The sequence below is a fragment of the Jatrophihabitans endophyticus genome (assembly GCF_900129455.1).
Lineage (GTDB): Bacteria > Actinomycetota > Actinomycetes > Mycobacteriales > Jatrophihabitantaceae > Jatrophihabitans > Jatrophihabitans endophyticus.
Genome location: NZ_FQVU01000002.1, coordinates 760476 through 775828, shown reverse-complemented (window position 1 = coordinate 775828; position 15353 = coordinate 760476). Strand labels below are relative to the sequence as shown.

Genomic DNA, 15353 nt, shown 5'->3' with positions numbered 1-15353 from the left:
CGCTCAGCTGGTGACGTCCTTGCCGCCGAAGCGCGCCCAGGCCAGCGAGACGAACAGCGCCACGTAGCCGAGCGTCACGAGCAGGCCGGCCGCCATCCCGTCGGTGGCGACGGGGTCGCGCAGCAGGTCGACCCACCGCAGCCAGCGGTGGGTCGGCAGCCAACCCTGGATGACGGCGAGCTGCGGGACGGCGTCGGCGACCTGGCTCGCGATCGTGAGGGTGAGCGTGGCCGCGATGGCGGCGATCGGCACCTCGGTCATGGTCGACACGAACAGCCCGAGCGCCGCCACCATCAGCAACGAGGCCGCGACGTACGCCGACACCAGCGCCAGCCGGCCGAGGCCGTCGGTGTAGGAGACGGCACGGCCGGAGAGCAGGGTCAGCTCCCCGGAGGGGAACAGCACGAGTCCCGCGAGCACGCCGAGCACCGCGACCACCGCGACGCACGCGACGCACCATGCCGCGGCGGCGGCGAACTTCACCGCCAGCAGCCGGGTCCGACCGACCGGCACGCTCAGCAGGTAACGCAGCGTCCCGGAGTGCGCCTCGCCGGCGACGGCGTCACCCGCGACGACCGCCACGACCAGCGGCAGGAACAGCGGCCCGGCCACGAGCAGGGCGGCCAGGGCGGCGAACAGGCCGTTCTCGGTGATGCCGCCGAAGATCGTGCTGCCCCGGCCGGACCGTCCGCTGGCCCGCACCGACACGCAGATCAGCACCGGCACGAGGCCGAGCACCGAGAGCAGGACGGCGTTGCGGCGGCGGCCGAAGACCATGCCGAGCTCGGAACGCAGGAACCGGGCGGGGGCGCGCAGCTCAACCGGAGACATCGAACCCCTCTCCCGTCAACCCGACGAACTGCTCCTCGAGGCTCGGCGCCTCGACCCGGAAGCCGCGCACGCCGACGCCGGCGGCGACCAGCGCCGCCACCAGCCGCTCGGGCTGCAGCGCGGCGCCGGCGGTGCCGTGCACCGCGCCGTCCGAGCGTCGCAGGTCACCGACGTCGTGCTCGGCCAGCACCCGCTCGGCGGCCTCGGGTTGCCCGGTGTCGACCCGCACCACGGGGCGCTGCCGGCCGCGCAGCTCGGCCATGCTGCCCTGCCACACCAGCCGACCGACGCTCATCACCCCGACCTCGGTGCACAGGTGCTCGATCTCGCTCAGCAGATGGGAGGACAGGAAGACCGTCGTGCCGCCGCGGGACAGCTCGTCGATCAACGCCCGGACCTCGCGGGTGCCCTGCGGATCGAGACCGTTCGTGGGCTCGTCGAGGACGAGCAGGTCCCGGGGGCGCAGCAGGGCCGCGGCGATACCGAGCCGTTGCCGCATCCCGAGCGAGTAGGCGCGGTAGCGCTTGCGCGCCGCGGCGGCCAGCCCGACCCGGTCGAGGGCCTCGCCGATGCGCGCGGTGGCGGTGCGAGCGCTCGCGGTCCGATCGGCGGCGTCGAGCCGCGCCAGGTTCGCGCGGCCGGACAGGTACGGATGGAACGCCGGCCCCTCGACCAGTGCCCCGACGCGTTCCAGGGACATCGCGCCGGAACTCGCGAAATCGTGCCCCAGCAGCTGGTGGGTGCCCGAGCTCGGGAGCACCAGCCCCAGCAGCATCCGGATCGTGGTCGTCTTGCCCGACCCGTTGGGCCCGAGGAAGCCGTACACCGAGCCGGTCGGCACGGCGAGGTCGAGGCCGTCGACGACGGTGGCGGAGCCGAAGCGCTTCGTCAGCCCGGTCGACGCGATCGCCGACGTCATCGTCGACGTCATCTGCCGCCCCGGGGCTACTTAGCGGCGGCCGCGAAGAGCGCGTCCGGCTCGACGGCGCCGGCGAACACCCGGCCGTCGTCGATGACCAGCGCGTTCAGCAGATCGGAGCTCAGCAGCCGGCCCCGACCCCAACTGCCCGACACCGGGGTGGAGAGCTGACGCGCCGTGCCGTGCGTGAGCTTCGCGGCCCTGGCCCGGCCGACCTGCGCGCTCCACACGCTCGTCCAGCCGCTGCCCGTGACCTGCAGCCGATGCCGCTTCGGCCGGGCGGCACGATCCGTCCCGCTCGCGTCGACGTTGCCGTGCCGGTCCAGCTCGACGTGGCGCACGGTCGCGCCCGAGGGCGGGGTGAAGGAGAAGTACGTCCGCGACGGCCGCTCGAACCTGATGCTGGTGTAGGCGACGTCGATCGAGGGCGTCCGCGAGCCGCGGGCGTAGACCCGCACCCCCAGCGGCACCTTCGTCTTGCCGTCGACGGCGATGTGCACGGAGCCGACCCGCGTCGCGGCGGTGCGGGGCACGAGGACCAGCTCGTAGGCGTCGCGGTTGGCGACGCGGGCGTTCGAGCGGACCGACACCTTCGTCGTGGGATCGAGGTCGTGCAGCACACCGCTCGCCACGCCGGACGGGGTCAGGGTGGTGGCGGGGTCGGGCAGCTGCTCGGCGCCGGCGGGACGGGCCGGCAGCAGCGTGTGGATCGCGACCCGGTCGGCACTCGACCACTCCCACAGCTGGCGGCCGGAGCGGAAGAGGTCGGTCTCGTCGGTGGCGCCGAGCAGCGCGATGCGCTGCTGGGTGGCCCCGCCGTACCAGACCCGCAGGGTGTGCGAGCCGGTCAGCAGCGAGGCGAGCGACGAGCCGTCGTCGTCCCCGCCGAAGGAGGGCAGCTCGGGCAGGCCGAGCGACAGCCGGGAGACGACGGTGCCGGAGAAGCCGCTGTGCTCCGGTGACTGCACCGCGGCGATGATGGCCTTCGGCGACGTCGCCGGCAGCGACTCGGACGTCGCCTGGGCCCGGAAGACGCCGGTGGCCGCGAGCCCGGCGACGCCGACGACGGCGAGCGGGGCGAGCCAGCGCAGCGCCGGATGGCGCCGCACGACCGGAGGGACGTTCACCGGGCCAAGGGTGAAGAGACGGCGCTGTGGTGGGGCTGAGGTATGACCGTGGCTGTCGAGGTCCACACTGGCAGTCTGACAACCGCGTCCACCGACCGCTGACGTGCCCTCGGCACACCCACAGGTCGACCGATACGAGGGAGGTCCGCGCGTGCGCTTGCTGATCGTGGAGGACGAGATCCGGTTGGCCTCGGCCCTGCAGCGCGGTCTCGGCGCGGAGGGGTTCACCGTCGACGTCGCCCACACCGGTCCCGACGGGCTGCACCTGGCCCAGGAGACGACCTACGACGCCGTCATCCTCGACATCATGCTGCCGGAGCTCTCGGGCTACCGGATCATCGAGCAGCTGCGCGCGGCCGAGAACTGGGTGCCCATCCTGATGCTGACGGCCAAGGACGGCGAGTACGACGAGGCCGACGCGCTCGACCTCGGCGCCGACGACTACCTGACCAAGCCGTTCTCCTTCGTCGTCCTGCTCGCCCGGATCCGCGCCCTGCTGCGGCGCGGCGTGCAGCCGCGGCCCGCGTCGCTGACCGTCGGCGACCTGGTGCTCGACCCCGCCGCGCACACCGTCCACCGGGGCGAGACCGGCGTAGAGCTCACGCCCCGTGAGTTCTCGCTGCTCGAGTTCCTGATGCGCCGCGCCGGCGACGCCGTGAGCAAGGCCGACATCCTGCACCACGTCTGGGACGCCAACTACGACGGCGACGCCAACGTCGTCGAGGTGTACGTCGGCTACCTGCGCCGCAAGATCGACGTGCCGTTCGGCCGGCAGACGCTGCAGACGGTGCGCGGAGCGGGGTACCGGCTCACCGCCGAGGCGTGACGCCCCGGACCCGCGAGCACCCGAGCCGGCGATGAACTCGAGCGAGGCGGCGCGGCTGGTCGGCCGCGGCCTCGTGCTGCCGCGCGAGTGGTGGGCCCGCCAGTCCCTTCGCGCGCGGCTGACCCTGCTGGCGACGGCCCTGTTCTCGATCGCCGTCATCACCGGCGCCGTCCTGCTGCTGGTGCTGCAGCGCTACGCGCTCACCCGCGTCCTCGACCAGAACGCCGTGCAGACGGCGCGCGACATCGCGCGCCAGGTCCGTACCGGAGACGTCCCCAAGGTCGTGCAGCCGACGACCGGCGGCATCGCCGCGGTGCAGGTGCTCGACCGCAACGACTCGGTGCTCGCGGCGTCGCAGGGCACCGACCGCACGGTGTCGCTGCTGACGCCCGACCAGTTGGCCGAGGTGCGCGGGGGCAACCGCATCGAGTTCACATCCGGGGACGAGGGCAGCTCGGCACCGCGGTATCGCGCGGTCGCGCGCAATGTCGGCAGCCGCACCGTCGTCGTGCTCACCGACATCTACCGGGTGGACGACAGCCTGCGGATCCTCACCCGTGCCGCGCTCATCGGCGGCCCGCTCGCGGTGTTGCTGATGGCGGCGGCGACGTACGCCTCCGTCGCCCTGGCCCTGCGTCCGGTAGCGGCGCTGCGGCACGGCGCGGCCGACATCACCGCCGCGGGGCTCGCCGAGCAGCGGTTGCCGGTGCCGCGTGCCCAGGACGAGATCCACCGGCTCGCCGTCACGCTCAACGCCATGCTCGACCGCATCGACTCGGCGACCTCGCGGCAGCGCACCTTCGTCGGCGATGCCGCGCACGAGCTCCGCTCGCCGCTCGCCTCGTTGCGCGTCCAGCTCGAGGTGGGCCAGCGGCTCGGGCCGGAGGACGACTGGACGGGGCTCGTCGACGACGTCCTGGTCGACGTGGACCGCCTCGACCGGCTGGTGGAGGACCTGCTCTCCCTGGCGCGCCTGGACGAGACCGGCACCCTGCGGCGCGAAGCCGTCCCCCTGGCCGAGCTGGTCACGACGGTCGTCGGCGGCTACGGCCAGGCGCGGGTGCCGGTGACCGTGACGACCCCCGTGCCCTCCGGGGACCACCCCGGGCCGGCGGTCGACGGCGACCCCGACGCGCTGCGTCGCGTCGTCATCAATCTCGTCAACAACGCGGTGCGCTACGCCGCCACGGCCGTCGACGTCGACCTGGTCGAGGCGGCGCGGAGTGGCCGGCCGGGCGTGCGCCTCGGCGTCCAGGACGACGGCCCCGGCATCCCCGTCGGCGAGCGCGAGCGGGTCTTCGACCGCTTCTACCGGGTGCAGGAATCCCGTTCGCGCGACACCGGCGGCACCGGGCTCGGGCTGCCGATCGTGCGTGACATCGTGCGCAACCACGGCGGCCGCGTGCGGCTGACCGACCGCGCCGACGGCCACCCGGGCCTGCGCGCCGAGGTGTGGCTGCCGCTCGACGGCGGCTGAGGACGCCGGGTCACCGCGACGGCGACCCCGACGAGGACGACGACGTGCAGGCCGGCAGGGACGGCGTGGTCGCCGCCGTGCCCGACGGGTCGGGGGAGGCCGAGGTCGACCGCCCGGTGGGCGTCCCCGTCGGGGACGCCGGCGGCGTCGTGCAGGTCGGCGACGGACGCGAGTAGCGGTAGACCTCGAGGATGATCTTGGTCTTGACCGGGTACGAGCCGGCACCCGGTTCCTGCGCCGCGACGGTGCCGTCCTGCGACTGCTTGCGGGTGGTGCGCTCGCGGATCTCCGGGTCGCCGAAGTCGTCGGGGATCGCGTTGCGCGCGTCGTCGAGGGTCTTGCCCACGACATCGGGGAGCTTCAGCGTGCCGCTCGAGACGTAGAGCAGGATCTTCGTGCCGGGCTTGACCGCCTCGTTGGCCGACGTGCCCTGCTCCAGCACGGTGCCGCGCTTGTCCGCGCTGTTGCGGTACTTGCGGGTGTAGGAGAGGTTCGCGTTGCGCAGCAGCTCGACGGCGTCCTTGAACGAGCGGTCCTCGACGAGCGGGACGATCGAGAGCTTGGCCTTGTACGTGTAGTACTTCACCACCGAGTCCTCGGGGAGCTCGGTCCCCGGCGTCGGGCTGGTCAGGCAGACGTAGCCCTCGTTGACGGTGATGCTGGCGCCGCTGTCGTCCTTGCACGGACCGGGCGACTCGCCGCCGCGCTGTGGCTGCAGGTTCTGCTCGCGCAGCGATGTCACCGCGGCCTGGGGGGTCTGCCCGATGACCGAGTCGAGCGTGACCATCTTCTTCTCGTTGCCCGAGTCCGAGCCGAAGATCAGGAAGGTGCCGAGGCCGATGACGAGCAGCAGGGCGACGACGACGGCGGCCCAGATGAGCCCGGTGCGTCGATGGTCGCCCTCGTCGTCGTCGTAGTCGACGGGACGTGCGGGCACGGGTGCCGGCGCCGGGGTGCGGGCGATGAACTGGGTGCGCTCGGCGTCGGTCATCACCGCCTCGGCAGTGACCGGCTGGTCGGCGAGGGCTCGCTGCAGGTCCGAGCGCATGTCGCCGGCGGACTGGTAGCGATTGAGCTGGTTCTTGGCGAGCGCCTTCATGACGATCGAGTCGACCGCCCGCGGCACGTCGGCGTTGCGTGCCGACGGCATGACCGGGTTCTCCCGCACGTGCTGGTAGGCGACGGCGACCGGCGAGTCCCCCTGGAACGGCGGGACGCCCGTCACGAGCTCGTAGAGCACGCAGCCGGCGGAGTAGACGTCCGAACGCGCGTCGACGGACTCCCCGCGAGCCTGTTCGGGGGACAGGTACTGCGCGGTCCCGATGACGTTCGCCGTTTGGGTGACCGTCGCCGACGTGTCCGCGACCGCCCGCGCGATGCCGAAGTCCATCACCTTCACCGCACCGGCCTGCGTGATCATGACGTTGGCCGGCTTGATGTCGCGGTGGATGATCCCGTTGCGATGGCTGAACTCGAGCGCGTTGGCGATGTCGGCGACGATCTCCATGGCGCGACGTGCCGGCAGCGGCCCCTCGGAGCGCAGGATGTCGCGCAGGGTCCGGCCCTCCACGTACTCCATGACGATGAACGGGGCCGTGGAGCCGTCAGGGGTCGCGTCCTCGCCGGTGTCGTAGACCGCGACGATCGACGGATGGTTCAGGCCCGCGGCCGAGTGCGCCTCGCGCCGGAACCGGTTCAGGAAGGACGGGTCGCGGGCCAGGTCGGCGCGCAGCAGCTTGATCGCGACGTCACGGTTGAGGCGCAGGTCGCGGCCGCGGTGCACCTCGGCCATGCCGCCGTAGCCGATCAGCTCACCGAGCTCGTAGCGCTCGCCGACGATCCGCGGCTGGGTCATCTGTGGTCCTCGTTTCGCATGCTGCCGCCGCCCCGGGGGTGCGACGTCGAACTCGTCACTTGACACCGATCGAGCGCAGGTAGGCCAACATGACCTTCTTCGCCACCGGCGCGGCGGCCAGGCCGCCGGTCGTCTCGTTGCCGCTGACCCCGCCGTCCTCGATGATCACCGACACCGCGATCTTCGGGTCGCCCTTGGCGAGGGCGAAGCCGGTGAACCAGGCGTGCGGCGGCGGGAACTTGCCGTCCTTGCCCCGGACGCCGTGGTCGGCCGTGCCGGTCTTGCCGCCGACCTTGACCTCCTGCAGCTCCGGGATGCGGGCCGGGCCGCCGGTGCCCTGCGAGCTCTCGACCACACCCTCCATCATCTGGACCAGTTCGGCGTCGCGTTCGGGAGTGAGGACCTGGCTGAGCTGCTCGGGGTCGGCCTCGCGCAGCACGGAGAGGTCCGGCCGAAGCTCCTTGTTGATGAGGTAGGGCTTCATCAGCGTGCCGTTGTTGGCCACCGCGGCCGACAGCATCGCCGCCTGCAGCGGGGTGACGCCGACGTCGCGCTGCCCGATGGCGGTCTGCGCCAGGGTGTCGGGCGAGCGGAGGTCGCTCTCGCTGCCCGGCGTCGAGTGGCACACCGGCAACGGCACCTCGAACACCGCCGGCCGACACAGGTCGCCGGGGTCGTCGCCGCTGTACGGGGCGTCGAGACCGAACTTCTGCGCCATCTGCGCCAGCTTCGTCCCACCGAGGTCCTCGGCCACCAGCTTGGAGAACGTCGTGTTGCACGACTTGGCGAGCGCGAGGGCGAGGGTCGCGGTCTTGCCGTTGTCGCACACCTCGCCGTCGAAGTTCTCGACGCATGCCGCCTCGCCGTTGGCCGGGCACGCGCTCTTGCGCTCGGTGTCGAGCGGCCAGTAGCTGTTGGGCGCCGCGAGGCGGGTGCTGGCCGTCAGCTTCGAGTCGTCGGCCAACGCCGCGGCGGTGTCGATGACCTTGAACATCGACCCGGCCGGATACACCTGCTTGGTGGTGCGATTGAGCAGTGGGTCCTTGGTGCTCTTGTTGTAGGCCTCCCAGGCGCGCTGGATCGCGCCGGTGTCGTGCCCGGACAGCTTGTTCGGGTCGTAGGACGGCGTCGAGACCATTGCCAGGATCGCCCCGGTCTTGGGGTCGAGCGCCACGACCGCACCCCGCCGGTTGCCCATCGCCTCGTACGCCGCCTTCTGGGCGCGCGCGTTCAGGGTGAGTTGGACGCTGCCGCCCTTGGGGTCGCGGCCCGTGAGCAGGTCGGCCAGCTTCGTGCCGAACAGATCCGGGTCGTTGCCGGTCAGGATGCTGTTCGTGGAGTCCTCGATGCCTTCCTTGCCGTAGACGATGGAGTAGTAGCCGGTGGCGGGCGCGTAGACCGGGCCGTCGGGGTACTTGCGCAGGTACTTGAGCTGGTCGTCGGTGGCGACCGACTCGGCGACCGCGTCGCCGCCGACGGTGATCTGCCCGCGTGGGTTGGAGTACTCGTTGAGCAGCACCCGGCGGTTGTCGGTGTTATTGCGGTAGGAGCTGCCCTGCAGCACCTGCACCACGTTGAGGTTCACGAACAGCGCCAGGAACAGCACGGCGATCGCGATGGACACCTTGCGGATGGGCTTGTTCACGCCGGCACCGCCTCCTGCATCGCGGTCGTCGTGGGTGGCGGGGACGGGGGCGTGGTCGCCGGCCGCCGCGCGGCGTCGGAGACCCGGACGAGCAGGGCGAGGATCGCCCAGCTGCCCAGCATCGAGCTGCCGCCGTAGGACAGGAACGGTGTCGTGAGGCCGGTGGCCGGCAGCAGCCTCGTCACGCCGGAGACGACGACGAACAGCTGCAGGGCGAACAGGAACGCAAGGCCGCAGGCCAGCAGCTTGCCGAACGCGTCGCGCACCGCGAGGCCGGCGGCGAACCCGCGCGCCACCAGCAGGGCGTAGAGCGTGAGCAGCCCGATGAGCCCGAACAGGCCTGTCTCCTCGCCGAAGGAGGAGATGATGAAGTCGGTCGCCGGCAGCGGGACGAGCTCGGGGTGGCCGCTACCGAGACCGGTGCCGAAGATCCCGCCGGTGCCGAGTCCGAACAGCGACTGCCGCAGCTGGTAGGTCGGGTCGTAACCGGGGGACACGTTGGCCGCCGAGAACGGGTGCAGCCACACGCTCACGCGCTCCTGCACCTTGCCGAAGATCTGGTACGCGACGTACGCGCCGCCGGCGAAGAGCAGCACGCCGACGATGACCCAGCTGACCCGCTCGGTCGCGACGTAGAGCAGGACGACGAACAGGCCGAAGAACAGCAGCGAGGTGCCGAGGTCGCTGCCCCGCACCAGGATGGCGATGCACACCAGCCAGGCGAGCAGCAGCGGGCCGAAGTCGCGCCCGCGCGGGAAGTCGATGCCGAGCACGCGGCGGCCGGCGAGCGCCAGGACGTCCCGCTTCTGGACGAGGTAGGCCGCACCGAAGATCGTCAGCAGGATCTTGGCGATCTCGCCCGGCTGGATCGAGAAGCCCGCGACGCGGATCCAGATGTGGGCGCCGGGTGCTTCGGGGATCTCGCTGAACTGCGCCGGCAGCACGACCGGGAGCATGAGCAGGAACAGCCCGGCCAGGGCCAGCGTGTACGCGTAACGCTGCAACGCGCGGTGGTCGCGCACGACGAGCAGGATGGCGAGGAACAGCACCAGCCCCAGCGCGATCCAGACCACCTGCTTCGGCGCCTGGGCGGCGAAGTCGCTCGGGGACTGTTCCTGGCGACCGAGGTCGAGCCGATGGATCATCACCAGCCCGAGCCCGTTGAGCAGGACGACGATCGGCAGCATCAGCGGGTCGGCGTAGCGCGCCACCTGGCGGATCACCAGATGCGTGATGAGGCCGAGCGCCAGCGGCACCGCGGCGTACGTCAACAGGCGCGACGGCTCGAGCCTGCCCTCGCGCGCGGCCTCGACCGCGGTCTCGGCCGCCACCACGATCAGCACCGCGAAGACCAACAGCATCAGCTCGACGTTGCGGCGGGTCGGGATGCGCTGCAGCGGGGTCAGCGTGCCCGTCATCGGCAGTCCACCCCGGGTCGCGGCCGCGGCGTGGACGCCGTGGGTGCGGGGCTCGCCGCCGAGGTCGTCGTCCCCGCGGACGGAGTGGTCCGGGCGCCGGACGGCGCGCCGCGCCGCGGCTTGGCGGTCGACCTGCCCGGTGCCGCGCTGGACTTCCCGCTGGACTTGACGCTCGACTTCGCCGTGGGCGTCGGGGTCGGCGTGGGGGTCGGGGTGTCCGTCACGCACACCGGCAGCCGGTTGTCGCGGAGGTTGGTCACGATGCGCTCCGCGGCGGCGATGCTGTCGGCCGCGATCCCGCCCTCGACCTGGGAGCGGACCGACGCGTTTAGGTCGGCGATCTCGAGGTTGGTGTTCTTGTAGACGGTGAAGAACTTGAGCGGGCCGAACTCGGTGTTGACGCCGCGGAAGATGGCGACCTCGCTGCCCCTGCCGTCCGGGCCGACGAAGTACTGCGTCTGCGTCCACGCGTAGGCCCCGCCGAGGGCGGCGACCACCACCGCCACCACGGCCAGCCCGATCAACCACGGCTTCCACCGGAAGCGCCGGCGCCGGGTGGGCTCGGCCGGCTCGCTCGGCGGCGGGGCCGCGCCCTTCCGGGCCATCTGCGCGGCGCGCTCGGCGGCGCTCGCGTCGCCGGGGACGTCCGCCGCCGCCGGGTCGACGAAGGCGCCGGCGATGACGGGGACGTCGTCGATGACGTCACCGACGCGGGCGTTGATGACGTCGGCGACGATGACGGTGACGTTGTCCGGCCCGCCGCCGCGCAGCGCGAGCTCGACGAGCCGGTCGGCGGACTCCTGGACGTCGGGGATGCGCAGCGTCTCGAGGATGGTCTCGGACGAGACGACGTCGGACAGTCCGTCGGAGCACAGCAGGTAGCGGTCGCCGTGGCGTGCCTCGCGGATGGAGACGTCCGGCTCGACCTCGGTGCCGAGCAGCGCCCGCAGGATCACCGACTTGCGTGGGTGGTCCTTGGCCTCGTCGGGCGTCAGCTTGCCGCTGTCGACGAGGTACTGCACGTAGGTGTCGTCGTGGGTGATCTGCGTGAGCAGGTTGTTGCGCAGCAGGTAGGCGCGCGAGTCGCCGACGTGGACGAGCCCCACCTGCCCGCCGACGAAGCGCAGGGCGGTGAGGGTCGTCCCCATGCCCTCGAGCTCCTTGCGCTGCTTCACGGCGTCGGCGATGCCCTGGTTGGCCTCGTTGACCGTGTCGCGCAGCGAGCCCATCAGGTCGTCGATGCGGCGGTCCTCGTCCAGCGGCTCCATCGTCCCGATGACGATCTTGCTGGCGACCTCGCCCGCGGCGTGGCCGCCCATCCCGTCGGCGATCGCGAGCAGCCGCGGCCCGGCGTAGACGGAGTCCTCGTTGTTGTTGCGCACGAGACCGAGGTCCGAGCGCACCGCGTAGCGGAGGTACAGCGCCATCAGCGGCACGCTCCGTTGCGGGATGACCCCGCGATGCGCAGGTCCGCACTCATTCCGGTTGCCATCAGCGCAGTTCCAGGACGGTCTTGCCGATGCGCAGCGGAACACCGACCTCCAGCGGGACGGGGCCGTCGAGCTTGCGCTGGCCGAGGTAGGTGCCGTTGGTCGAGCCGAGGTCCTCGACGACCCACTGCGTGTCCTGCAGGCTGATGCGCGCGTGCCGGGTGCTGGCGTAGTCGTCCTCGAGGACGAGGGTGGAGTCGTTGGCGCGGCCGATGAGCACCGGCGCGCCGGTGAGCCCGATCCGGGTGCCGGTGAGGCCGCCCTCGGTGACGACCAGCTGCGTCGGCTGACCGGGCGTGCGGGCGGGAGCACCGGCAGCGTTCTTGCCACGACGGCGGGCCGGCGGGGGCGTCGCCACCCGCGACTGGCCGCTGGTGCGCAGGTCGGAGCGGATGACCCGCGTGCAGCCGAACACGAACAGCCACAGCAGGATCAGGAACCCGAAGCGGAACAGCTGCAGGGCGAGGGCAGAGTTCATGCGATCGCCCCGCGGCGTCTCGACCCGCGCGTCACGTGCGTTCCTGGTGGAAGACGATGCGGGTGTGGCCGATGCGGATCACGTCGCCGTGGCGCAGCAGCTGGCTGCTGATCTCGTGGCCGTTGACGGTCGTGCCGTTCGTCGAGCCGAGGTCGTAGGCGGTGGCGAAGTTGCCGTCGAACTGGATGTCGACGTGACGGCGGGAGATGCCCTGGTCGAGCAGCTGGAGGTCGCTGTCGGTGCCACGGCCGATGACGTTGCTGCCGCTGCGCAGGTCGAAACGACGGTTCGACTGGTCGACGATGAGCATCGCGGCCTGCCGGCGTGGCGGCGGCGGTTGTTGGTACCCGCCGCCGGGCTGGCCCTGCTGACCCTGGTCGAAGGGCGGCTGACCGTACTGCGGCTGGCCGTACTGGGGTTGCCCGTACTGCTGTTGCCCGTACTGCTGTTGGCCGTACTGCTGTTGGCCGTACTGCGGCTGACCCTGGGGCTGGCCGTGGGGCTGCTGCCCGGCCGCCGGGTCGCCGTAGGGGGACTGCCCGAATCCGGGGACCGCGGCCGGCTCGGCCGGCGGGGCGAACTGGCCGTGCGGGTGACCCGAGGCGCCGTTGCCCGCCGGCTCGGGGTACTCGCCGAGCGGGACGCCGGGGACGATCGGCATCGACAGCGAGTCGTGCGGGCGCCGGCGCGGGGGAGCGGCGGACTCCATGCGCGAGGCGACACCGAAGACGCCGGTGTGCAGCTCGTCGTCGCGTGCCAGGTAGACCTCGATGTCGCCCGTCGTCTGCCAGCTGCTCTCGTCCAGGTACTCCTGGACGAGCTCGGCCAGCGAGTTGGTGAGCTGGTTCTCCCACGGCACCAGTCGTTCGTAGTCCGACGGCGAGAGCGTCACGCGGTAACGGTTGGGCGAGAGGACCTGGCCGTTGCCCATCACGTTGCGCTTGTCGGCGGCCTCGCGCTGCAGCGCCGTGCCGATCTCGACCGGTTCGACCTGGCCTTTGAAGACCCGGGCGAACGCGCCGCCGACCAGCGCCTCGAGACGGCGCTCGAAGCGTTGCGCAAGGCTCACCGCGTCCCCCTGTCCTTCGTCGTCGATTCGGGCGTCCGGGCATACGGGGCTGCACGCCTGGCGACGTGAGCGGCGACGAGTCTATCGGGCGTCGCCCCAGGGGCCGATTTCCGGCACGTGGCGCGTGCTAACGTGGCGGAGCCAACCAGCGTTGCCCGGACCCGGTCCAGGTGCGCGAGCCCGGGCAAGTGGCGGAATGGCAGACGCGCACGGTTCAGGTCCGTGTGTCCGAAAGGACGTGGGGGTTCAACTCCCCCCTTGCCCACCCGATCTCTCCTTCCTCGGCGAGTTGGTTGATCAACAGGCTTGATGATCAACCAACTCGCCGAGGAAGGTGATGGGGGCGGCGGGATCAGAGCCGTTCGGCCAGCTTGGTCAGCATCGTCATGTTGCGGGCGGTGGTCGTGTTGTCCGGCAGGGCGTCGCGCCACTCCTTCGGGCCGAGGGTCGTCTCGGTCGACTTGGCGTGGATCAGCCAGTGGACGTCGCGGCCACGGATGAGCAGCTCGTCGTGGTCGTTGGACATGTCCTCGACGGCCTTCGTCTCGGCGGCGGTCATCTTGGTCAGGGGGAACAGCACGAAGTGGGTGTTCGGGGGCTCCACCGTCCCGAACGGCTTCGCCTCGACCAGCGTCCGGATCTGCGCCGCGGTGCGGACGAAGGTGGTGAGCTCGAAGTCGTACTCGGCCTCGAGCGCGGCGCGGATCTTCTTCTCCAGCGCCGCGGACCCGCCCGACGCGTCGAACATCAGGTTGCCGCTGTTGACGTAGCTCTCGACGTCGTCGTAACCGAGGTCCGCGAGCACACCACGGCAGGTGGCCATGGCCACCCGCCGTCTGCCGACGTTCACCGCACGCAGGAGCGCGACGTACCGGGTCATGCCGCCACATCCTGCCCGATGGAGTCACCCGGCGTGCGTAACCGACCCGGCGTCGGCCCGAGGTTCCGGCTCGACGTCCGTCGTCTGCACGACGACCTCGTCCGGCAGGATCAGCCGCAGCAGGATCGGCGTGATGACGGACGTCAGGACGGCGATGCCCACGAGGATGGAGTACATCGCCTCGGTCAGCAGGCCGGCCTTGAGCCCGATCGACGCGATCAGGATCTCGACCATGCCGCGGGCGTTCAGACCCGCGCCGGTGGCCAACGCGGTACGCCGGTTGACACCCGCGCTCCGTGCCCCGACGTAACCGCCCACGACCTTGCCGGCCCCGGCGAGCAGTAGCAGGACGACGCCGCTCACGAGCACGACGGGCTCCCGGAACACCCGGGCGTCGAGATGCATGCCGGCGATGCCCAGGAACAGCGGACCGCAGATCCCGGTCGCGACGCGGGCCAGCAACCGCCGCGCCGGCGCCGGCAGGTCCGGGCACAGGCTGAGCAGGACGCCACCGGCCATCGCCCCGATCGGCAGCTCGACGCCGCTGTACTTGGCGATCAGCGCCGGGACGGCGATGGCGACGAGCGCGACCAGGATGGACCATCCCGGGGGCCGCTCCACGACCCGGGCCAGCAGCGCGGTCGTCGGCCGACGCCCGATCACCGGGACGAGGATCAGCACGACGACCCCCAGCAGGGTCACCGGCAACGCGGTGGCGCCCGCGCGCGCCACGACCGCGGTCAACACGGCCAGCAGCAACCACCCGACGACGTCGTCGATGGCGGCCGCCGACAGGATCAACCGCCCGATCCGCCGCCGGAACAGTCCGAGCTGCTTGAGCGTGATCGCGGCCACCGGGAGCGCGCTGACCCCCAGCGCGACGCCGACGAAGACGACGAACCCGGCCTCGTGCGACGGGTGCCCGCGGACCGCGGCGGGCAGCGCGAGCGCCGCCACGATCCCCAGCAGGCCCGGGACGGCGAGCGCCGCGACCGCGATGCGGACGACCGCGTGCCGGTCGCGCCGCACCGCACGCAGGTTCAGCTCGAGCGCGGTGACCCCCACCAGCAGCGTCGCCGCGAGCGTGCCGACGAGCGCGAAGACACTGGTCGGGCCGGCGTGCGCGCCGCTGAACCAGCGGACGACCGCCGGATCGCGGTCGCCGACGAGCGTGGGGCCGAGCAGCGCTCCGCCGACGAGCTCACCGAGGACGGGGATGCCCACGAGGCGCCGGCACAGCCACCCCAGCGCGGTGGCGACGACGAACACGCAGGCGAGCTCGGCGACCACCGCGAAGGCAGCGGACGACACGTCGGTTCCTCCGGGAGTCTCGGGGGT

At 71.9% G+C, this 15353-nt stretch carries 13 protein-coding genes and 1 tRNA gene; 3 read left to right on the top strand and 11 right to left on the bottom strand.

Annotation, left to right across the window (positions count from 1 at the left end; translation table 11 throughout):
• Positions 1–3: 3 nt before the first annotated feature.
• Genes BUE29_RS08875 through BUE29_RS08865 form a run of 3 tightly spaced genes read right to left on the bottom strand, consistent with a single transcriptional unit; the run spans position 4 to position 2877 of the window.
• Entirely contained in the window at positions 4–831 is an 828-nt protein-coding gene (locus BUE29_RS08875; protein WP_073388739.1) for an ABC transporter permease, read from the bottom strand.
• The gene (locus BUE29_RS08870) at positions 818–1750 is read right to left on the bottom strand and encodes an ABC transporter ATP-binding protein (protein ID WP_084180864.1); all 933 of its coding nucleotides are present in this window, start codon (positions 1748–1750) and stop codon (positions 818–820) included. Before BUE29_RS08870 ends, BUE29_RS08875 begins: the two co-directional genes overlap by 14 nt.
• Positions 1751–1776: 26 nt before the next feature.
• Complete coding sequence (locus BUE29_RS08865) at positions 1777–2877, bottom strand: LolA family protein (RefSeq protein ID WP_073388732.1); 1101 nt, start codon at positions 2875–2877, stop codon at positions 1777–1779.
• Between the two features lie 151 nt (positions 2878–3028).
• Here BUE29_RS08865 and BUE29_RS08860 point away from each other — a divergent pair, with 151 nt between their 5' ends.
• Entirely contained in the window at positions 3029–3703 is a 675-nt protein-coding gene (locus tag BUE29_RS08860; protein WP_073388729.1) for a response regulator transcription factor, read from the top strand.
• A gap of 31 nt (positions 3704–3734) precedes the next feature.
• A complete protein-coding gene (locus tag BUE29_RS08855) occupies positions 3735–5180 on the top strand; it encodes a sensor histidine kinase (protein ID WP_084180862.1) in 1446 nt (481 codons plus the stop codon).
• A 10-nt stretch (positions 5181–5190) separates the two neighbouring features.
• Here BUE29_RS08855 and pknB read toward each other — a convergent pair whose 3' ends face one another.
• The 6 genes from pknB to BUE29_RS08825 form a co-directional block, all read right to left on the bottom strand.
• Positions 5191–7035 (bottom strand): Stk1 family PASTA domain-containing Ser/Thr kinase, encoded by a 1845-nt coding sequence (gene pknB, locus BUE29_RS08850; protein ID WP_073388726.1) that lies wholly within the window; start codon positions 7033–7035, stop codon positions 5191–5193.
• A gap of 55 nt (positions 7036–7090) precedes the next feature.
• On the bottom strand, positions 7091–8680 hold the full coding sequence (locus BUE29_RS08845) for a peptidoglycan D,D-transpeptidase FtsI family protein (protein ID WP_073388724.1): 1590 nt from the start codon (positions 8678–8680) through the stop codon (positions 7091–7093).
• A complete protein-coding gene (locus BUE29_RS08840) occupies positions 8677–10098 on the bottom strand; it encodes an FtsW/RodA/SpoVE family cell cycle protein (RefSeq protein WP_073388721.1) in 1422 nt (473 codons plus the stop codon). The genes BUE29_RS08845 and BUE29_RS08840 overlap by 4 nt, the downstream gene beginning before the upstream one ends.
• Positions 10095–11525 carry a PP2C family protein-serine/threonine phosphatase gene (locus BUE29_RS08835; RefSeq protein WP_073389592.1) on the bottom strand — a complete coding sequence of 477 codons (1431 nt, stop codon included), beginning with the start codon at positions 11523–11525 and terminating at the stop codon, positions 10095–10097. Before BUE29_RS08835 ends, BUE29_RS08840 begins: the two co-directional genes overlap by 4 nt.
• A 64-nt stretch (positions 11526–11589) precedes the next feature.
• A complete protein-coding gene (locus tag BUE29_RS08830; RefSeq protein WP_073388718.1) occupies positions 11590–12066 on the bottom strand; it encodes an FHA domain-containing protein FhaB/FipA in 477 nt (158 codons plus the stop codon).
• Between the two features lie 31 nt (positions 12067–12097).
• On the bottom strand, positions 12098–13135 hold the full coding sequence (locus tag BUE29_RS08825) for an FHA domain-containing protein (protein ID WP_073388715.1): 1038 nt from the start codon (positions 13133–13135) through the stop codon (positions 12098–12100).
• A gap of 182 nt (positions 13136–13317) precedes the next feature.
• Here BUE29_RS08825 and BUE29_RS08820 point away from each other — a divergent pair.
• A tRNA-Leu gene (locus BUE29_RS08820) sits at positions 13318–13400 on the top strand.
• 87 nt (positions 13401–13487) lie between these two features.
• Here BUE29_RS08820 and BUE29_RS08815 read toward each other — a convergent pair.
• Both BUE29_RS08815 and BUE29_RS08810 read right to left on the bottom strand, forming a co-directional pair.
• Complete coding sequence (locus BUE29_RS08815) at positions 13488–14015, bottom strand: DUF1697 domain-containing protein (protein ID WP_073388712.1); 528 nt, start codon at positions 14013–14015, stop codon at positions 13488–13490.
• A gap of 24 nt (positions 14016–14039) precedes the next feature.
• Positions 14040–15326 carry a cation:proton antiporter gene (locus BUE29_RS08810; protein ID WP_084180861.1) on the bottom strand — a complete coding sequence of 429 codons (1287 nt, stop codon included), beginning with the start codon at positions 15324–15326 and terminating at the stop codon, positions 14040–14042.
• Positions 15327–15353 lie beyond the last annotated feature (27 nt).